The sequence below is a fragment of the Desulfovibrio sp. Huiquan2017 genome, from assembly GCF_017351175.1.
In the GTDB taxonomy this organism is placed as follows: Bacteria; Desulfobacterota; Desulfovibrionia; order Desulfovibrionales; family Desulfovibrionaceae; genus Pseudodesulfovibrio.
In genome coordinates, this window is sequence record NZ_JAFMPN010000012.1 from 147146 (window position 1) to 165429 (window position 18284).

An 18284-nucleotide genomic window follows, 5' to 3' on the forward strand; every position below is an offset into this window, starting at 1 on the left:
GAAAAAGCCGACGCACGCATGCGCGCGCGTCGGCTTTCTTGCGGCCGTCGTTCCGGGCGTCTAGGTCCGGCTGCGCTTGCGGTTGCGCGGTCCGTTGCCGTGCATGAGCCAGACTCCCGCCACCAGGATGAGCAGGGACAGGGTCAGGAAGTGCAGGAACATGGCCTTTTGGATGGCCCCCCAGATGATGTACAGCGACCCGGCCCCGGCCAGGCAAGGACAGATGTAGCGGTTGAAGGGGCCGAGGTCCGTGAAGGTCTTCATGACCCAGGCGTAGAGCGAGATGTAGATGACGTAAAGAAAGGCGATGGGCAGTTCGGAGATGTCCATGAAGTTCCCCCACCAGCCCGCGAAGTTCCCGTACCAGACCACGAGCCAGAAGCAGGACAGGAAGTAGCCGATGACCGCCGAGATGGTGGTGCTGTTGGTCAGCGGATTGACCTTGCTGAACAGGTCCGGCCGCGGCCCCAGGCCGCGCGAGGCGATGGAGAACATGCCGCGCGCCGAGCCCATGATCAGCCCGTTCAGGGTGCCCAGGCAGGAGATGATCACGAAAACGGTCAACAGGGTGCCGCCCAGCCGCCCGAAGATGAGCGAGATGACCCGTACCGGGGCGGCGTCGCCTTCGGCCAGGACCTGGTCGTTGGTCAGGACTCCGGATATGCCCATGTAGTAGAGCATGTAGATGCAGACCACGGCGATGGTGCCGACCACCAGGGCGCGGGGCAGAGTCCGTTTCGCGTCCTTGAGTTCGGCGTTGATGACCGTGGCGATGATCCAGCCCTCGTAGGCGAAGGCGGTGGACAGGGTGGCCAACGCAAGACCACCGCCCCCGTTGGATACGGCCTGGGCGGCGGTGGTGAAATTCTCGATGGTCATGCCGTTGGTCAGTCCGGTGATGGTCCCGAACAGGGCGACCAACCCCAGGGGGATGAGCTTGACCACGGTGGAGGTCACCTGCCACCGTCCGGCCAGGACCGGCGAAAAATAGTTGAGCAGGAAAAAGGCGGTCAGGTAACCCCAGGCCAGCGGCCACAGGGCCTCTTCCGCGCCGATCAGTCCTTGGGTGTAATTGGCCGAGACCCAGGCCAGGACGGCCACCAGGGTGGGGTAGTAGATGAAGGTCATGAACCAGGCCACAAGATATCCGGCGGTCCTGCCATAGGCCTGTTCGAAATAATCCACCACGCCATTGATCTTTTGGATGCGGGTGGCGATTTTGGAGAAGACGTAGGCGGTGACGACCATGATCACGCCGCCGATGAGCCAGGCGAGCAGGGCCGTGGGCAGACTGCCCGCCGAAGCGTCAAGGACGTTGTCCGCTTTGAAGAATACGCCTGAGCCGATGACGATGCCCACGACCATGGCGGTCGCGGTCCAAAAGCCGTACTTTTTTTGAAGGTTTTCCATAACGATATAAGGTCGCCCTATGCGGGCCGCGTGTGGGTTGGTGACTGGCGGCCCGTTCCTTCCATGCAACCGCAGCTCCTGCGGCGACGGGCCTCGGACCCCTTACCGCCCCGGCCGGATTACGTCCAGCCCTTTCCCTCCTTTTCTTTTCGGCCTCCTTGGCGATTGCGCCTTTTGGCCGTATCTTCTCCGTCCGAGTCACTTGACTCCACGGTCAACATGACCTAAACCAAATTGGTCCAACCAATTTTCATGAGGCGTATAATGGAAGCCAGACCCGTCAGCAGAAAAAGTATGTCCGACGAGATCGCCAGTCAGATCAAGGAGATGATTGATCACGGGCGGTTGCAACCCGGTGACCGGCTGCCTGCCGAGCGCAAGCTGGCCGAGCAGTTCGGGGTGTCCCGGACCACGTTGCGCGAGGGCATCAAGGTTCTGTCCGAGGCCGGGCTCCTGACCAGCCGCCAGGGCGCGGGGACCTTTGTCAGCCGTCCAGACGACGGGGCTCGGGAAGGGTCCCTTATCGAGGCGATTCTGGCCGGGGACTATGACCTCCAGGACGTCTTCGAGGTGCGCAAGATGCTTGAGCCCGAGATCGCGGCCCTGGCCGCGCGCAACGGCTCCCCGGACGCCAAGACCCGGCTGGAGGCCATTCTCATGGAACAGGAACAGGCCATCCGCAGCGGCGAGGTCGTCGGCGGTATAGACCATCGATTCCATCAGGCTTTGGCCGAGGCCTCGGGCAATCCGGTGCTGCGCGAAATGGTCTCGGCCCTGTACGAAGGTTTTTCACGCAGCCGGGCCGAAGATGTCCAATCCTCCCAGCGGCAGCGGGCCTCCCTGGCCGCTCACCGGGCCATCGTGGAGGCCGTCAGGAACGGCCATGCCATGCGGGCCGAACGGGCCATGCGGGAGCATCTCGATGAAGTGGAAAGAATCATCTTTGATAATCAAAGAGGAGCATACTCAAGGAGATAGCGATGAAGGAAATCAAAGAGAAAGCACGAGAACTGATGAAGGGATTTTGCCGGGTCTGCAAGGTTTGCGACGGCAAGGCCTGCGCGGGCGAGGTCCCCGGCATGGGCGGCCTGGGCACGGGCACATCCTTCAAGGCCAACATCGAGGCCCTGGAAGGATTCCGCCTGAACATGCGCCTGCTGCATGACGCGGCCGAGCCCGATACCTCCACCTCCCTGCTCGGCATCGACCTGTCCATGCCGGTCCTGGCCGCGCCCATCGGCGGCGTGTCCTTCAACATGGGCGGCGGCGTGTCCGAGGAAGATTACATCGACGCTGTTGTCGGCGGCTGCCGGGCTGCCGGGATCATCGGCTGCACCGGCGACGGCGTGCCGCCGTTTCTTCACGAGGCCGGGTTTGCGGCCATCGAGAAAAATGCGGGCCACGGCATTCCGTTCATCAAGCCGTGGGAAGGCGGGGAACTGCGCGAGAAGTTTGAAAAGGCGCGGAAGACCGGCTGTACTATATTCGGCATGGACGTGGACGCCGCCGGGCTGATCACTCTCCGCCAGATGGGCCGTCCCGTGGCTCCCAAACCCGTGGCCGAGCTGAAGAAGATCATCGACATGGTCCACGGCTGGGGCGCCAAGTTCATCCTCAAGGGCATCATGACGCCGGACGAGGCCGAGCTGGCCGTTGAGGCGGGCGCGGACGCCATCATCGTCTCCAACCACGGCGGACGCGTGCTCGACCATACCCCCGGCACGGCCGAGGCCCTGCCCGACGTGGCGGAAAAGGTCCATGGCAAGATCACCATCCTGGTGGACGGCGGCATCCGCACCGGCGCGGACGTGCTCAAGATGTTGGCCCTGGGCGCGGACGGCGTGCTCATCGGCCGCCCCGTGTCCGTGGCCGCCGTGGGCGGCTTGCAGGAAGGGGTGGAGAAGTACTTCGAGACGATCAAGTCGCAGCTTTCCGGGGCCATGGTCCTGACCGGCTGCAAGGATATCGCCTCCATCGACACCAACGTCCTGTTCTAAAGGAGCAGCAACCTGTGATTACCACCTATATCCTGTACATATGCCTTGGAGCCGTGGCCGGTGTTCTGGCCGGGCTGCTCGGCATCGGCGGGGGGCTGGTCATCGTGCCCATGCTCAACTTCGCCTTCGAGTGGCAGCAGTTCCCGGCGGAGCATATCCAGCATATCGCGTTGGGCACGTCCATGGCCACCATCATCTTCACCTCCCTGTCCAGCATGCGCGCCCATCACAAGCGCGGAGCCATCAATTACGCCGCCTTCTGGCGGCTGGCCCCCGGCATCATCGTCGGCACCTACCTGGGCTCGTGGATCGCCTCCCTGCTGTCCACCCTGTTCCTGAAGGTCTTCTTCGGTCTGTTCCTGTATTACGTGGCCACACAGATGCTTCTGAACATCAAGCCCAAGGGTGAACGCGACCTGCCGGGGCGCGCGGGCACTTTCGCCGCAGGCAGTGGCATCGGCGTCTTCTCGGCCCTGGTCGGCATCGGCGGCGGCACCCTGACCGTGCCCTTCCTGTCCTGGTGCAACCAGACCATACACATGGCCATCGGCACGGCTGCGGCCGTGGGGCTGCCCATCGCCCTGGCGGGCACCACCGGGTATGTCATCAACGGCTGGTCCGTGTCGGGCATCCCCGGCCCGCACCTCGGCTACGTGTACATCCCGGCCCTGCTCGGCATCATCGTGACCAGCACCCTGACCGCGCCTTTCGGCGCCAAGCTTGCCCACAGCCTGCCTGTGGGCAAGCTGAAGAGGATATTCGCTATTCTCCTGTTTCTGGTCGGTACGCGCATGCTTTGGAGCGCCTTCATGTAGCCCGCCTACCAGGCGGATTCGTCCCCGATGGTTTCGGGACGGCAACAACAAAGGGACTGCCCACGGGCAGTCCCTTTTTCTTGTTTGTCTGTTTTGTCTTCGCCCTACAGGCCGTTGTTCTGCTGGTGGGCGTCGAGGACGTTGTCCACGCGGACGAGCTTCTGCTCGATCCGGCCGGGCTTGATGGTGTAGCGGGTCACGGTCCATTCGAGCTGGTCGATGAATTCCACATGGCCGTAGCCGTTTTCCGGCAGCAAGTCGCGGACGGCCTCAATGAAGTCATCGATGAGGATGTAATGGCCCTCGTGGTCCACGCGCAGGACGTCGCCGTCGTAGGCCACCTGCTCGAAGGGGCAGAGGTCCTTGATCTTGTCGTACATTTCCGGGTTGACGCGGTGAAAGTCACCGTAGACGCGGACATCTTCCATGGTCGTTCTCCCTTGGGATCGTGTTGACCTTGAAGTAGGCGTTCAGCTTCGGGCGGTCAACCCCAGGCGGTCGGCCAGGAAGCGGGCCTTGCATTCGAGGTCGGCCCAGAGCAGCGCGCTGTTCTCCCGACCCAGGCGGATCAGTTCCGCGTCCGAATACTTGGTGTCCAGCTTGAGTTTGTTGCCCATGATCAGGCCGATTTGCCGGGCGGTCTTGGATTTGGCAAGCGACGAATGCTGTACGTGGCGTACGGCCAGGCTGCCCACGTACAAGGCGGGCGTGCCGTCGAGCCCCGCGCGCAGGTCGCGGTCCAGGTCATCGAACTGGGACGGGGTGTAGCGCAGGTCGAAGCCGCCTGTGCGCGCGATGGAGGCGATGGAGACCAGGTGGCAGCAGCCCGATACGGACAAGCAGGGCCGGGTATAGGTGAACAGCCCGGAGTCAGGGCTTCCGGCGCAGTTGTCGTAGACCTGCACCCGGTTGGGCAGGGTGTCGGGCTCGGGGGCCGGCGGGGGCGAGGGAAAGAGATTGTAGTCCGCCGACTGCAACCCGTGGGGCGGAACCGCGCCGGTGATCCGGCAGCCCACGGCGCCGATGTCGTCGCGGCCTTCCACCGGGCCGAGGAGCCGCCGCAGCCAGTCCGGGGGCAGGACGACGTCGTCGTCCAGGAAGGCCGCCCACTTGGCCCGGCGCACCTCGGGCAGCGACAGGAGCCAGTTGCGCGCGGCGGGCGCGCCCACGTTGACCGGCAGGGTCTCGACGAGGAGGCGGTCCGCGCCGAATCGTCGGACTGCGCTGGCCAGGACCCGGTCCGTGTGGTCCGTGGACCCGTTGTTCAGGGCGAAGATCCTGGCGGGGCCGAGGTCGCTTGCGTACAGGGAATCCAGGGTTGCGGCCAGGAGGTCCGCCTTGTTCCATGAGTAGACCAGCACGGCCGCCTCGCCGCAGGCTTCCGGGGCTGCCACGGGAGCGGGACGGAAAATGTCGTGGAGCTTGAGGGTCAGGTTGACGTGCCAGGGGATGGCCTGCCACAGCCCGGCCAGCGCTCCCTTGGCCTCGCCGGTGCGGCCCAGGCGCAGCAAGGTTTCGCCGCCCGCATAGGCCCGCCACAGCCCCCACAGATTCGGATCGAGGGCCTCGATGACCGGCAGGGCTTCCTCGGGCGGCAGGCAGTGGAAGGCCCGGTCCGCTTCGAAGCGCGCTCGCAGGGGCAGGGTTGGGCCGGTCCATTTGACCATGTCCAGGGCGGCCATGGCGATCTCGGGACGATCCAGGTGGAGGAGGTCCCTCCAAATGAAATGCAGCCAGCCGAGCCCTTTGGCCGGGTCGCCCAGGACCACGGCCAGAAATCGCAGGATCAGCCCTCGGTCGTCCTGCCGGGCCAGATCGTACCAGACCTCCGTGGCCTCGCCCTCTTCGGGCCTGCCGAGGTCGGCGGACAAGACCATGAGGCGGGCCAGGGTGGGGTCCGCCTTGAGCCCCAGGTTGACCGCCTTGACCGCCCATCGGGCCAGCTTCGGATCGAGCGGGTGGGCCTGCATGCCCCACAGGGCCATGCCCACGGCCGCGGACCGGCAGCCGGGATGCTTCTCGCTCAGGATGAACAGGCCGGGCAGCAATCCGGCCAGAGCCTCGGGCAGCCCCATGCCCAGTTGCCAGCCGGAAAAATGGCGTGAGAAGGCGGGCTCGACGGGCGCGCAGGGCGGCAGGATATGTGGGAAGGCGAAACGGTTCATACGGTTGCCGATTAGCAGAAATTCGGGGTTCGGGCCAGTCAGCCGGTCGGTCCGGCCGCGACTTTGAGGTCGTCGAGGATGATTTGCGCGGCCCGGCCCGGTGCGCCGGGATCGCCGACCATGGTGCGCAGGACCTTGAGGCCGTTTTTGATCTCGTCATAGGCCGTCGCGTCGTCCAGCCAGGTCCGGGCGGTGCGGGCCAGGTTCTCGGCCGAGGCCTTCTTGCCGATGAATTCGGGGTAGATTTCACGCCCCAGGATCAGGTTGGGCAGCGAGATGTATTGGACGTTGACGAGCATCCGGGCGATCAGTTCGGACAGGGGCGAGACCTTGTAGGCCACCAGCACCGGGGTGCCGATGAGGGCCGTTTCCAGGGTCACCGTGCCCGAGGCGGCCATGATGAACCGGCATGACCGGAAGGTTTCATAGCGTTCATCCGGGGAGACGAAGGATACCGGGATGTCCTCGGGCCACAGGGAGCGCAGCAGGGATTCATCCAGGCCCGGTGCGCGGACCAGCACGTATTCCAGATCGGGATGGGCTCCGGCCAGTTGCCGGGCCGCGTCCGCGAAGACTGGCAACAGGGCGGAGACTTCCTTGGTTCGGCTGCCCGGCAGCAGCCCGATGCGGTTGTCCCGCACCGGCATTTCATCCAGCCGGTCCAAGGGGAGCACGTCCATGAGTGGATGGCCCACATAGGCCACATCCATGCCGTACCCGGCATAGAAATCTTGCTCGAAGGGCAGGATGCAGATGACCTTGCGGACGAACTCGCGCAGGAATGTAGCCCGACCCGAACGCCAGGCCCAGACTTGCGGGCTGATATAATAATAGACTGGGATGCCTAGTTTTTTTGCCATGCGGGCAATGCGGAAGTTGAACTCCGGACAGTCCACCAGGACAATGGCCCGGGGGCGGATGGCCGCAAGCTCGTTCTTGATCGTTCCGAGCAGCTTGAGGATGCGCGGCAGGCCGCCCAGGATTTCGGTGATACCGACCAGGGATATTTCGCGCATGGAATGGCGCGTCGTCAGCCCTTCCTGTTCCATGGCCGGGCCGCCCATGCCGGTGAAGGACACATCGGGGGCCAGGGCCCGGAACGCCTTCATCAGCTCCGCGCCGTGCAGGTCGCCGGAGGCCTCGCCCACGCTGAACCAGATGGGGCCGGATGGATTGCCTTTGTACATGGACAGTTAGTAGCGTATGTCCCGTCCGGCCGCAAGGCGAACCGGCCCCTTGCCCCTTTCCGGGGTTGCCATGGGAGCCGGAGCCCTGTACTACACACTCGCAACGAGAACGCTGGAACGAGGATATATACATGTTGAAAGTCGGAGTGGTCGGACTGGGCCGGATGGGCGGCATCCATCTGCGGAATTATACCGAGATGCCCGGAGTGGAAGTCGTCGGTGTGGTCGATGTGGACGCCAAGGCGCGAGAAGCGGTCGCCGCCCGGTTCGGCGTGCGGACCTTCGCCACCCTGGACGAGTTGTTGGCCTTTGAGCCGGACGCCGTGTCCGTGTGCGTGCCCACCTTTCTGCATCACGAAGCGGGCATGCGCCTCCTGGACCGGGGCGTCTCCGCGATCATCGAAAAGCCTCTGGCGGCGACCGCGGCCGAAGGCGCGGACCTGGTGGCCAAGGCCAGGGAAAAGGGCGCGACCCTCATGGTCGGCCATGTGGAGCGCTTCAACCCGGCCGTGGAGCGGGTCAAATCCCTGCTCGGCGATGACGTCATCTCCGTGCACATCGAGCGGGTCAGCCCATACCCGGTGCGCATTCAGGACGTGGGCGTGATCAAGGATCTCGGGTCCCACGACATCGACCTGATTCGGTACCTGACCGGCTCGGACTTCAAGTCCGTGCACGCGGTCGCTTCCGCCACCTTCGGAGAGCACGAGGACTCCGCCGTGATCACCGCCGAGATGGAAAACGGCATCCTGGCCCAGATCACCACCAACTGGGTGACGCCGTTCCGGGGCCGCCGGATCAGCGTGGCCTGCAAGTCCCGATTTGTGGCCGCCGATCTGATCGCCCAGAGCGTCACGGAATACTCGCCTTTTTCCGAGACCGAGAAGACCTACTCCGTGCGCGAGTGGCCGGTTGTGGCCCGCGAACCCATCAAGGCCGAGCTGATCGCCTTCCTGGACGCCCTGCGCAACAATACCCCGGCTCCCATTACCGGCGAGGACGGCCTTGAAGTGCTCAAGACTTTCGAGCGCATCTTCGACGGGTTGAACAAATAGCGCGTCTGCCATCCGCGACGAAAAAGGGCCGCTCCTTCGGGAGCGGCCCTTTTTCGTCGTCGGTTTTCATCATTCCACGATCGGCCATCGGGTTTTTGCCGTCGCCGCACGGAGCGGGAACAACGGCCCGGGCCCATGGGGGCCGACGTCGTTTTGCGGAGAGAGAAGCGGGTGGGGGCCGTTACTTGCTGGCCACGGGAACCGGCATGGCCGGGGGCGTGCCGTCTTCCGGTTGGTTGACGCTGATGTAGTCCACCACTTCGGCCAATCCGTTCACTTCCGAAGCGATGGCCAGGGCGGCGGTCTTCTGGCTGTAATCGGTGGTTCGGCCGATGAGGATGGCGTGACGGCGGATGACCTCCACGCGGAGATCCGTGCCCTCAAGGCGCTTGGTCTCATCGAACCGCTCGGCCAGTTCTTTGTGCAGCAGTTCGTCGCGGGCCGCGTCGCTGGCGGCCTGTCTGGCCGGGGGAACGGGGTAGAATTTGCAGGTGATGGTCCGGATGCCTTCCACCGTGGCCGCCGTGCGGATGGCGTAGTCCGCCTGGTTGCGGCTGCTCACTTGGCCCACCAGGTAGGCCTTGGAGTCAATGACGTGGGCCGACAGGCGAATATCGTTCAGAGTGAACCGCTCGCGCAGACGGCGTTCCAACTGGGTGTCGCGGACGACGCTCAGCCCGCCGCCCTCCACCTTGTCGCGCGGCAGGTAGTCGTCGGCCATGACCATGGCGTCGTATCCGGTCATGGCTCCGCCCGCCACCTGCACTGCTGGGTAGAGTGCGCACCCGGCGAGGAGTGCGGAAAGGATGACGGCCAATGCCGTCTTGCACACGTTTTCGGACATCATTGACTAGAGACTATAGTGGAATGTCTAGAACTTGTCTAATACTATCGAAGTGATCATCCTTTGACGGCCAGGACATGGACGAGCCCCGCGATGGACTGTCGGTCCACGACGTGGAATTCGGGCAGCCGGTCCCTGACGTCCTCCCAGCGGCTGGCGCGGATGACCAGAACGGCCTTGTCGTGCTTGGCCATTTCCTCGATGAGTTTCGAATAGTTGTCGTATTCTGGATAGTCGTGCCCGGCGTACCATGTGTAGATGCCGGAGTAGACACGAGCCGCGAAGGGCGCGTAGCCGCGTTCGATGTAGTCCTTGAGGATCAGGGCCTGGCGCCGGGGGCTCATGGCGTCGTCCAGGGAGGGGACGGCCAGCAATCCCACCGGGTATATCCAGAGGATCATGGACAGGGCGCAGGTCAGGAGCGCGGTGCGGAACCCCTTGGCGCGGACCATGACGACGGCCCCCCCGCCGAGGAGCAGCACGGCCGCGCAGAGGCCCATGCCATGCACGGGTACCGGGACCGGGATGAGGTCGCCGACCAGCAGCAGGGTTGCGCCGATGACGATCCACAGACCGCCCACCAGCGTCCACAGCCGCCGGGCGCGGGTTTCGTTCATGGTTCGCAGGGCGTCGGCGATGAGGACGGCCAGGGGCGGGAACATGGGCAGAACGTAAATGAAGACCTTGCCGGACAGGCTCGAAAGGAAGGCGAAGGTGGCCGCGAACATGATCCAGAGCAGGGTTTTGGGCCCGGCCTGACGGCGATTGCCCCACAGGTCGCCCCAGAAAAACGGGGAGAGGAGTTTTTGCACCGGGGCCGCGAACACGGCCAGGCTCCACGGCAGCCAGGCCAGGGGGAAGGCCGCGAAATACCACCAGAACGGCTCCCGATGGTGGAAGGTGTGCGTGGCCCGCTCCAGGATCTGCTTGCCGAGCACGGTGTTGATCAGGAAATTCGGGCCTTCGGCCACGATCACGCCGGCCACCCAGGCGGCGAGCATGCCGAGCATGACCAGCAGCCCCAGTCCCGTGCGCCGGGAAAAAAGGCGTTTGATTTCGCCCTTGAAGAGCAGGAACAGGGCGATGTTGATCAGGGGGAAGAGGAAACCGAGGGGCCCCTTGACCAGGGTGGCGGCCCCGGCCAGGGCGAATCCCCAGACCGGCCACCAGCCCTCCGTCTTGTCGGTGTAGGCCCGATAGAAGGCGGCGTGGCTCAGGATGATCAGGGCCGCGAACAGCAGGTCCATGCGCGAGTAGTGCAGCAGGGCCGCGACCATGAAGGAGGAGATCAGGATCAGGGAGGAGGCCAGGGACGTGGTGCGGTCGAACTTGAGGGTCCGGGCCAGGGTGTGGGCCGCGAACAGGAAGAACAGGCCGGAGCACGCCGCGCCCGCGAAGAAGACCGCCGGCGGGTCGAGCGGGGTCAGCTTGTCGATTAGCCAGAGAAACCAGAAATAGACCGGCGGTTTGTCCGGGTAGGCCTGGCCGTTCAGGGCCAGGACCATCCATTTTCCGCCCTCGGCCAGATTCCGGTAGGCGTCGGCGTAGCGGACCTCATCCGAGAACCACAGGGCGCGGTTGTTCAAGGTGAACCAGGTCTGAGCCAATACGGCCACGGTCATGGTCAGCCAAGGGTGATTTTCCAGGCGGGTCCAAAGGGTGCGGAGGGCGGTCATGTCATGATCTCCTGAAAAGCGAGGACTCGGCGATGATCACGGCGGCGAAGCCGCCCACGCTGCCGAGCAGCCAGCCGAAAAAGACGTCCGAAGGGTGATGCCAGCCGAGGTATACGCGCGAAAAGCCCACCAGGCCGAGGAACAGTCCGAGCAGCAGGCTGACGGCGAAGCGCCGGGCGCGCAGGGCCAGGGGCAGGGTCCAGCCGGTGATTTCAGTGGTGTGCCCCGAAGGCAGGGCTTCCTGGGCGGCGCGGCCGGACAGCGGCTCGTACCAGTTGCCCTGACCGGGCCGGGGCCTGCCGATGAGATATTTGGTGAAGTGCAAGGCCAGTCCCGCCACCACTCCCTGGACCACCAGCAGGACGAGGACGAAGCGCAGCCGTTCGCGGTTGCCGGATCGCCAGGAGGCCAGGAGCATGCCCGCATAGAAGAGATAGAACAGGGGATTGCACCAGTCGGTGACGATCGTTAGGAACACCTTGAGCCCGGTGTGGGCCGCGCGGTGGTCCTTGAAGAACAGGGCGACCGCCCGCTCGTTGTCGAATCCGAACCAGAGCAGGGCCAGAACGACAAGCAGGGGCGCGGAGTAGAGCGCCCAATGTTTCAGGGAAGTGCAACGCATGCGGGTTTATAAGCCATCGGGAGAGCCCAGGCAAGCCGGGGCGCGGCGCGTCTCAGGACTCGCCGTCTCCATTGGCGGGATAAGGTTCGTGGGTGTAGCGGGCCCAGATCTCGGGGGTCGCCTTCAGTTCCTTGAGGATGTCGGTCAGGGCCTTGCCTTCCTGTTTCCAGTACTTGTCGGCGTTGTCCGAACATTCGAAAGGGATGACCAAGGTGCCGTCCTCGGTCAGGAAAGGTTTCTTTTCGTCCATGGCGGGGGACTATTTCACGGAACCGAGGCAAAGACAAGTGCCGGTTGTTCCGGGTGAATCGGCCGTGCCGACGGGATGTTGACGCCCCGCGCCCGGGATCAGGCCACGGCCTGCTCGTCCTGCGACAGGCAGACTTTGCGGTCGATCTCGCGGACTTTTTTCAAGACGTTTTTGGCGATGCGCTTGAACTCGCCCAGGTCTTTGGCCTCGTAGGCGAATTTGGCCCGGGTCAATCCGGCCAGGTCGATGATCTCGTTGAACAGATACGGGGAATAGAGCGGGTCCTGCTTGACGAACTGCTCCATCCGGCTCAGGGCCGCGTGGACGTCCTGCTGGTTGGCCTTGATGTTTCGGAACAACTTGCCGAGGTGTTTTTCCAGGTTGTGCATGGAGGTGGTCCACATGGGGGAGCGGGGCTCCATGCGCAGGGGCGGGACGTTGCGCCGACAAGCCGCGAGATCCCGCAGGAATCCCTCCACCGCGCCGGGAGCCGAGGCCAGGATGCCCTTGCCGTAGGCCGTGTCCACGTCCACCACTTTGGTGCCCTCGATGGGCACGCCGCCGCCGTAGAGGTTGAAGACGGGGAATTCGGACTGCTTGAGGTCCGCTTCCAGCTCTCGTTTGGCGGTCATGTACTGGACCGTGGTCAGGATTTCCTCGCCGTCCATGTTGCGCGTGGTCTGATGCCAGGGATGCCGTTTCTGCGAGGTGGTGAGGTTGTGGTGTCCGCCCGAATGGGACTTTCCGTTGATCCAGGCGTAGTCCTGCCCGGCCAGAAGCAAGTGGGAGACCCCGCAGTAGCGCAGGAAGCGCGACAGGGTGACCGAGACGTTGCCGCCCGCGTCCAGGACCAGGTCCCGCTCCTTGAGCACATAGGTGCCCACGCCGCCCACGGTCCACATGGGCAGGGTCGGTCCGGGGTAGCGCTTGAGGATCATGGGGTCGATCTTGGTGGAGTAGATCAGGGGCACGTCCTGGACGAAGTCGGGGTCCAGCCGTTCGAAGACCTTGAGCATGGACTTGTCGTAGTCGATGGCCGCGCACAGGTGCGGTTTGATGCCGAGCGTCTGAAGGGACGGAATGGTCTGGAGGGCGCAGGTGTAGAGCACGTGGCCCATTTTCTCCTTGAGCAGCGGCGCCATGGTTTCCAGCGACGGGCCCGCGCCGAGGATGACCGCGCCCACGCCTGCGGCCTTGCCCGCCACGGACTTGAGGCTGCCGTCGCGCATGGCCTTGGCGAAGTTGTCGATTTCGTTCTTGACCATGACGTCCTGGCGGTGGCGCAGGGTGGACAGCTCCAGGGAGAAGTTTTCGAGCTTGTTCTTCAGCCAGGTGGACCACTGGGCGTATTCGGGTCCGAGCTGGCTACTGGGGATGTCCCGCTTCAGGTGGATCTGGCCGTAGATGAATTGCAGGTCGAGGTTGCGGATCACTTCGGACAGGAACCGTTCGTCCGGGACCAGCAGGTGGAACTTCTTGCATTCGAAGAAAGGCCGGTAGTCGGTCTGGCCCAGGCAGGCCAGCAGCATCTCGGAACGCGGTTCCAGGAGCATGACCTTGTGGGTGTCCGGGGTGTTGGACAGCACGTGATTGATGCCGTAGCCGAGGTTGCAGCCGACCACGAAAGTGGCCGAGGACTCGGCCTTGTCGGGATGAATCCAGTTGCCGTACAGCCCCTGGGGGGGCAGGGAAGCGAGCAGCCCCTGGTCGTTGTCCATCTTCCAGTCGAGCAGTCCGCCGTGGTTGACGAACAGCCGGGTCTTGAGCTTGTCCTCGTTGAACGGGCGGGTGGACAGCCACTGGAAAATGGGATTCCCGGTGCGTTGCAGGTATTCGATGTTGTCTTTCAGGAACGGGTACGGATTCATGGCGCATCCTCGCATGCTCAAAAAATGGACGGTTCGACGAAGAAATGCAGATTGTATGCCAGTTGCGCCAAACCCCTTTTTGCCATAGGGTGCGGGCATTAATTCCGAACTCAACCCGCATGATTTCAAGGCGCTACGATGAACAAGAACCTCCTTGAGCTGATTGGCGATACGCCGCTGGTGGAGATACGCCACCTCAACCCCAATCCGAACGTCAGGATTTTGGCCAAGATCGAGAGTCAAAATCCCGGGGGGTCCATCAAGGACCGTGTGGCTGCCGCCATGATCGAGGCCGCCGAGGCCTCGGGCGAGCTGACGAAGGACAAGATCATCATTGAGGCCACCTCGGGCAATACCGGTGTGGGGCTGGCCATGGTCGCGGCCATCAAGGGATACCGCATCAAGCTGCTCATGCCCGAAACGGCGAGCGAGGAGCGCAAGATGATCATGGCCGCCTACGGGGCGGAGCTGGAGCTGACCCCGGGCCATCTGGCCACGGACGGGGCCATCGAACAGGCCTATCGCTACGCCCGCGAGGAGCCGGACAAGTATGTGCTCATGGACCAATACAACAACCCGGCATCCATCCGGGCGCACTACATGGGGACCGGGCTGGAGATCTGGAACCAGACCGGCGGCGCGGTGACCCACTGCGTCATGACGCTGGGCACCTCGGGCACGGCCATGGGCATCGCGAAAAGGTTGCATGAGATGGGCGATGTGTACGTGGCCGCCGTGGAGCCCTACGCGGGGCACAAGATCCAGGGGCTCAAAAACATGCTCGAATCCTACCCGCCGGGTATTTACGACAAGACCGCCCTGGACGAAGTCCTGCGCGTGGAGGACGAGGACGCCTTCGAGAACTGCCGCAGGCTGGCCCGCATGGAGGGCATCTTCGCGGGCATGAGCTCGGGCGCGGCCCTGGGCGGGGCCCTGCAACTGGCCGAGCGGTTGGACAAGGGACTCGTCGTGGTCATTTTCCCGGATTCGGGTGAGCGTTACCTTTCCACCCACCTCTATCGGCGGCAGTCCGGCAGCGGGGTGACGATTTTCGATATGGCCACGGGCGCGGACAAGATGCTCCACACCGGGGCGGGCCTGGGCGCGTACACCATGGGCCCGAGCCTGGACAACCCGGACGGTCTGGATTCCTGGCGGCGGCTTGTGCTGCTCGACGTGTTCATCCGCCATCTGGCCGGGCGCGGCGTGGAGGCCGTGGGCGTGGCCGGGCTGACGGACATGGACGACCGTACTCTGGCGGCAGCCCGCGAAGCGGGAACGGATCGAACCTCCCTGGCCGAGGCGCGGCGCGAGGCCGTCCTGGCGCGTGGTCGGGCCATGGGGTTGTCCGCCGACCTGAAATTTCCCCTGTCGTCGGCCAGCAACGAGACCGCGCTCAATCTGTGCCGGAAGCTCCTGGGCAAGGGGCTGGCCTACGAGAAGCTGCGCAGCGTCTATTTCGATGTGTTCCGCGACAAGCGATACGGCGAGATCGGCACCGTGGACATGGACAAGGTGTCGGGCGGCCGCACCGTGGATCTGGACGCCTACGTCAAGGACAACCCGCTGGACTTCACGCTCCTCAAGCGCGCGTCGCTCATGGACCTGAAGCGCGGCGAGGTGTTGGAGACCCAATGGGGCAACGTGCGCCCGAGTTGGTTCCTGCAGCACGCGGCCATGGCCCTGGACGAGGCGGGCCGCACGGACGTCATGATCGGCTCGGACAAGCACCGCTTTCCGCATCTGGAGAACCTGCGGGCCATCTGGTCCACGGCCGGGCGCGAGGTTCAGGCGTGGATGGCCTGCCAGCAGACCTCTGACGCCGAGGGCGAGACCCTGGCCTCGGTGGCCGAAACCCTGGGCGGCTGGCGCGCGGCCCGGCTGTGGCTCCTGTCCGTGGCCGCCCGCAAGCAGCTTTGCGCCTCCGCCGACAATCTGGCCATGTGGGCGCGCAACTGGCGGCGCATTCAGGAATGCGCGGTGGCCCTGACACTGGCCCTGGACGCGCGCGGCGATACGGTTTCCACCGACGTCGAGCAGGCTGTCTTCGACCTCAAGGCGGCCTTCAGGGCGGCCATGGACGACGGCCTCAAGCTGCACCATTTCTGGCCCGCGCTGTTCAAATTCATCAAACAGGTCAATCTCTGGACTGGGGACGACCGGCTCACCGGCGCGGCCGCCCGGGTCTGCCTGGACGAACTTAAGGCCATCGACGCCATCCTGGCCATCCTCGACCCGGCCCAGATGCCCGTGCTCCTGTCCGATCTCCCGGCCGAGGTCCAGGGCCTGGTGGCCGACCGCCAGAAGGCCCGCGAGGCCAAGGACTTCGCCCGATCCGACGAACTGCGCGACCGGATCGCGACGGCGGGCTTCCGGGTGGAAGACACCGGCGGCGTACCGCGAGTCTTCAACATATAGGAATCATTTACGATACGTGAAAAAAAAGGGCCGCCCGAAAGGTGGCCCTTTTTCTGTTTTGCCGGTACGGTGGCGGTAAAGATACGGAGGTCTTCATCCCATGGCAGTCAACACGGACAGCATCCAGGCGGCATTGACGTACTTGAAACAGAAAGGCGTTTCGCAAGACTACATCCTGGCCTACATCGTGGCCCTGGAATCCGCCGGAGCCGGAAACGAAAACCCCTCCAGCGTCTTCAACACCATGCTCCGGGCGTTGGATGAGGCCAAGCCGTCCTCGTAGGGGAGAGCCCTGGGCCGTTTTGGATTGTCAGTTACCTTGGTAGCGGGTGGACTTGCCAGTCGAACGAGTTTGAAGTCATGGACATCGTCCAGACTGATTTGGCCCTCTCCTAGTGGGGAGTCTCTGTCCGAGGAGCGGCGCAATAGGATCGCCAGCGGGTTACCGTGTGGGAGACTTTGGTAGCCCTCTGAAGGTGGTCAACACATAGGGATCATTACCAATATAAGAAAGAAAAGGCTGCGCGGATAGGCGGCATCTGTATTGTTGGTTAGAAGCCCCTCTTCCTTTTTTTCTTGTTTGAGCGAGAGGCTTTGTTGTTTATTTTTTGGCCGTATTTTAGCTTTTTAATTTGTTTTTTTAGTGCGATGAGTTCTTGCTCAGGAGCTCGTTCTCTTTTAATTTCTGTTATATGCGCACATTTCCTACGGACGAGATTCAAAGGGGTCGAATATCTTGTCCCTTCAAGAAATGTTACTGCGTTGTAGTAGTCTTCTAGCCTGACGAATTCACCAATACTCGATGCCCACTCTCTAAGAGTCCTTTTGCACGATAATTCCCAAGATACTACTTCGATTCCCCATTGATTTTTATGCATTCTTTCGAGATCGGCATGAAATCCGACGCCATCGTCATAGCCCTTCCCATCACCGGTTAATAATACAGCAATCTGTGGGGATTGTTCATCTGCTATGGCTCGTAGCATATGAGTTTGTAGACATTGATCAACTCCTTGCTCTCCTCCACTTATACTTCCTCGCTCATATAACTCAATCTCAATACCGGTGTCTCTTTTGAGACTCTGCCATAATTTTTCATGTTCTCGGGGAATTGAGCCTACGGCAATTGCTTTAGCAACAGGTCTATTCGCAATTGCAAGTCGGTAGAGATTTTCAAAATGGATTCTGACGAAGTTTTCAGCGTTAAGGCCCTCTTGTCTTGCCGCAACATGTTTTGCCGAAATGAAAATATTAGAATTATCCCAGAAGAGGTATACGTTAGGACTCGACATAAGATATCTCCAGAGTGAAAGCTTAATTGTCTCTAATCTGATAGGGCAAGGGTTTAGCTTACCGCAGCCAATACAACACCCACAGCACCACGGGCATTCCGATGTCCGCGAAGAATACGGGCCCGGCGTTGCCGGGTCTTTGGTTGCCGCTTCCCCGGAGGTCGGCGAAGTGGACGGTGAAGGCGCCGACCAGGAAGCAGGTGGCGAAGAGGATGGTGGCCAGCCAGAAGCCGTCGCGGGACGGGGAATTGCGAACCAGGAAAGCAACCACGCCGCAGACGCCCAGGGCGAGGTTGGCGAAGGCGACTTCCTTCTGGAACGGGCTGCCGGGCCGCCAGCCGATGTAGTCCGCCACCTCGTCGGATTTGAAGTAATGGCCGAGGAAGGCCCAGAGCGCGCCCAGGCCGACCTGGACCCCGAGGAGCCAGGCCAGGAGGGTGGCGAAGAAAGTCGCGTCAGTTAAAATGTAGTTCAGGATAGCGCAGACCACGGCGATGACGGCCAGGTAGACGACGTACATGTTTCGCTCCCTTGGTTCGGATGGTGGGTTTCTGGGCCTTACCTCACGCTATATCGAAAAACGCGAATCGTCAAAGCCCGCACCAACCTCAGCGGCTACTCTCCCGCGAAGCGAAAACGCTCCGCGCCGCAGGCGCAACATGGGATGCAAGGGTGCGAACCCTTG

The 18284-nt window shown here is 63.0% G+C and carries 17 protein-coding genes; 6 read left to right on the forward strand and 11 right to left on the reverse strand.

What is annotated here, in order from left to right; genetic code table 11:
* Positions 1 to 60: 60 nt before the first annotated feature.
* Positions 61 to 1410, reverse strand: coding sequence for an APC family permease (locus tag J0909_RS12045; protein ID WP_207263172.1), 1350 nt, complete (start codon positions 1408 to 1410; stop codon positions 61 to 63).
* Positions 1411 to 1674: 264 nt separating this feature from the next.
* Between J0909_RS12045 and J0909_RS12050 the strand changes: the two genes are divergently transcribed.
* Genes J0909_RS12050 through J0909_RS12060 form a run of 3 tightly spaced genes read left to right on the forward strand, consistent with a single transcriptional unit; the run spans position 1675 to position 4222 of the window.
* On the forward strand, positions 1675 to 2388 hold the full coding sequence (locus tag J0909_RS12050; RefSeq protein ID WP_207263173.1) for a FadR/GntR family transcriptional regulator: 714 nt from the start codon (positions 1675 to 1677) through the stop codon (positions 2386 to 2388).
* A 2-nt stretch (positions 2389 to 2390) separates the two neighbouring features.
* On the forward strand, positions 2391 to 3407 hold the full coding sequence (locus J0909_RS12055; RefSeq protein WP_207263174.1) for an alpha-hydroxy-acid oxidizing protein: 1017 nt from the start codon (positions 2391 to 2393) through the stop codon (positions 3405 to 3407).
* A gap of 14 nt (positions 3408 to 3421) precedes the next feature.
* Entirely contained in the window at positions 3422 to 4222 is an 801-nt protein-coding gene (locus tag J0909_RS12060) for a sulfite exporter TauE/SafE family protein (RefSeq protein ID WP_207263175.1), read from the forward strand.
* 104 nt (positions 4223 to 4326) lie between these two features.
* Here the strand turns inward: J0909_RS12060 and J0909_RS12065 are convergent, their stop codons facing one another.
* From J0909_RS12065 to lpxB, 3 genes are read right to left on the reverse strand one after another with little or no spacing between them, the layout of a single operon-like run.
* Complete coding sequence (locus J0909_RS12065) at positions 4327 to 4650, reverse strand: hypothetical protein (RefSeq protein WP_207263176.1); 324 nt, start codon at positions 4648 to 4650, stop codon at positions 4327 to 4329.
* 42 nt (positions 4651 to 4692) lie between these two features.
* Complete coding sequence (locus J0909_RS12070; RefSeq protein ID WP_207263178.1) at positions 4693 to 6387, reverse strand: glycosyltransferase family 2 protein; 1695 nt, start codon at positions 6385 to 6387, stop codon at positions 4693 to 4695.
* 38 nt (positions 6388 to 6425) lie between these two features.
* Positions 6426 to 7574, reverse strand: a complete 1149-nt coding sequence (lpxB, locus tag J0909_RS12075; RefSeq protein WP_207263180.1) for a lipid-A-disaccharide synthase — start codon at positions 7572 to 7574, stop codon at positions 6426 to 6428.
* 131 nt (positions 7575 to 7705) lie between these two features.
* Between lpxB and J0909_RS12080 the strand changes: the two genes are divergently transcribed.
* On the forward strand, positions 7706 to 8629 hold the full coding sequence (locus tag J0909_RS12080) for a Gfo/Idh/MocA family protein (protein WP_207263182.1): 924 nt from the start codon (positions 7706 to 7708) through the stop codon (positions 8627 to 8629).
* A 181-nt stretch (positions 8630 to 8810) separates the two neighbouring features.
* Here J0909_RS12080 and J0909_RS12085 read toward each other — a convergent pair whose 3' ends face one another.
* From J0909_RS12085 to J0909_RS12105, 5 genes are all read right to left on the reverse strand, one after another.
* A complete protein-coding gene (locus J0909_RS12085) occupies positions 8811 to 9461 on the reverse strand; it encodes a BON domain-containing protein (protein WP_353616765.1) in 651 nt (216 codons plus the stop codon).
* Between the two features lie 68 nt (positions 9462 to 9529).
* The gene (locus J0909_RS12090) at positions 9530 to 11149 is read right to left on the reverse strand and encodes an ArnT family glycosyltransferase (protein WP_207263186.1); all 1620 of its coding nucleotides are present in this window, start codon (positions 11147 to 11149) and stop codon (positions 9530 to 9532) included.
* Between the two features lies 1 nt (position 11150).
* A complete protein-coding gene (locus J0909_RS12095; protein ID WP_207263188.1) occupies positions 11151 to 11771 on the reverse strand; it encodes a phosphatase PAP2 family protein in 621 nt (206 codons plus the stop codon).
* A gap of 52 nt (positions 11772 to 11823) precedes the next feature.
* On the reverse strand, positions 11824 to 12021 hold the full coding sequence (locus tag J0909_RS12100) for a hypothetical protein (RefSeq protein WP_207263189.1): 198 nt from the start codon (positions 12019 to 12021) through the stop codon (positions 11824 to 11826).
* Between the two features lie 98 nt (positions 12022 to 12119).
* Positions 12120 to 13889 carry a motility associated factor glycosyltransferase family protein gene (locus tag J0909_RS12105; protein ID WP_207263190.1) on the reverse strand — a complete coding sequence of 590 codons (1770 nt, stop codon included), beginning with the start codon at positions 13887 to 13889 and terminating at the stop codon, positions 12120 to 12122.
* Between the two features lie 138 nt (positions 13890 to 14027).
* Between J0909_RS12105 and J0909_RS12110 the strand changes: the two genes are divergently transcribed.
* Together J0909_RS12110 and J0909_RS12115 are read left to right on the forward strand one after the other, a co-directional pair.
* A complete protein-coding gene (locus J0909_RS12110; protein WP_207263191.1) occupies positions 14028 to 16307 on the forward strand; it encodes a cysteine synthase in 2280 nt (759 codons plus the stop codon).
* Between the two features lie 100 nt (positions 16308 to 16407).
* Positions 16408 to 16590 (forward strand): hypothetical protein, encoded by a 183-nt coding sequence (locus J0909_RS12115; protein WP_207263192.1) that lies wholly within the window; start codon positions 16408 to 16410, stop codon positions 16588 to 16590.
* A gap of 268 nt (positions 16591 to 16858) precedes the next feature.
* Here J0909_RS12115 and J0909_RS12120 read toward each other — a convergent pair whose 3' ends face one another.
* Positions 16859 to 17599: an NYN domain-containing protein gene (locus tag J0909_RS12120; protein ID WP_207263193.1), complete on the reverse strand. Its 741-nt coding sequence runs from the start codon at positions 17597 to 17599 to the stop codon at positions 16859 to 16861.
* Between the two features lie 58 nt (positions 17600 to 17657).
* On the reverse strand, positions 17658 to 18119 hold the full coding sequence (locus tag J0909_RS12125; protein WP_207263194.1) for a DUF6790 family protein: 462 nt from the start codon (positions 18117 to 18119) through the stop codon (positions 17658 to 17660).
* Between the last annotated feature and the right edge of the window lie 165 nt (positions 18120 to 18284).

Bases quoted from the DNA above. Each gene is read 5' to 3' on its own strand.
- J0909_RS12045 (WP_207263172.1), bottom strand. From the start codon at position 1,410: ATGGAAAACCTTCAAAAAAAGTACGGCTTTTGGACCGCGACCGCCATG.
- J0909_RS12050 (WP_207263173.1), top strand. From the start codon at position 1,675: ATGGAAGCCAGACCCGTCAGCAGAAAAAGTATGTCCGACGAGATCGCC.
- J0909_RS12055 (WP_207263174.1), top strand. From the start codon at position 2,391: ATGAAGGAAATCAAAGAGAAAGCACGAGAACTGATGAAGGGATTTTGC.
- J0909_RS12065 (WP_207263176.1), bottom strand. From the start codon at position 4,650: ATGGAAGATGTCCGCGTCTACGGTGACTTTCACCGCGTCAACCCGGAA.
- J0909_RS12070 (WP_207263178.1), bottom strand. From the start codon at position 6,387: ATGAACCGTTTCGCCTTCCCACATATCCTGCCGCCCTGCGCGCCCGTC.
- lpxB (WP_207263180.1), bottom strand. From the start codon at position 7,574: ATGTACAAAGGCAATCCATCCGGCCCCATCTGGTTCAGCGTGGGCGAG.
- J0909_RS12080 (WP_207263182.1), top strand. From the start codon at position 7,706: ATGTTGAAAGTCGGAGTGGTCGGACTGGGCCGGATGGGCGGCATCCAT.
- J0909_RS12090 (WP_207263186.1), bottom strand. From the start codon at position 11,149: ATGACCGCCCTCCGCACCCTTTGGACCCGCCTGGAAAATCACCCTTGG.
- J0909_RS12095 (WP_207263188.1), bottom strand. From the start codon at position 11,771: ATGCGTTGCACTTCCCTGAAACATTGGGCGCTCTACTCCGCGCCCCTG.
- J0909_RS12100 (WP_207263189.1), bottom strand. From the start codon at position 12,021: ATGGACGAAAAGAAACCTTTCCTGACCGAGGACGGCACCTTGGTCATC.
- J0909_RS12105 (WP_207263190.1), bottom strand. From the start codon at position 13,889: ATGAATCCGTACCCGTTCCTGAAAGACAACATCGAATACCTGCAACGC.
- J0909_RS12110 (WP_207263191.1), top strand. From the start codon at position 14,028: ATGAACAAGAACCTCCTTGAGCTGATTGGCGATACGCCGCTGGTGGAG.
- J0909_RS12115 (WP_207263192.1), top strand. From the start codon at position 16,408: ATGGCAGTCAACACGGACAGCATCCAGGCGGCATTGACGTACTTGAAA.
- J0909_RS12120 (WP_207263193.1), bottom strand. From the start codon at position 17,599: ATGTCGAGTCCTAACGTATACCTCTTCTGGGATAATTCTAATATTTTC.
- J0909_RS12125 (WP_207263194.1), bottom strand. From the start codon at position 18,119: ATGTACGTCGTCTACCTGGCCGTCATCGCCGTGGTCTGCGCTATCCTG.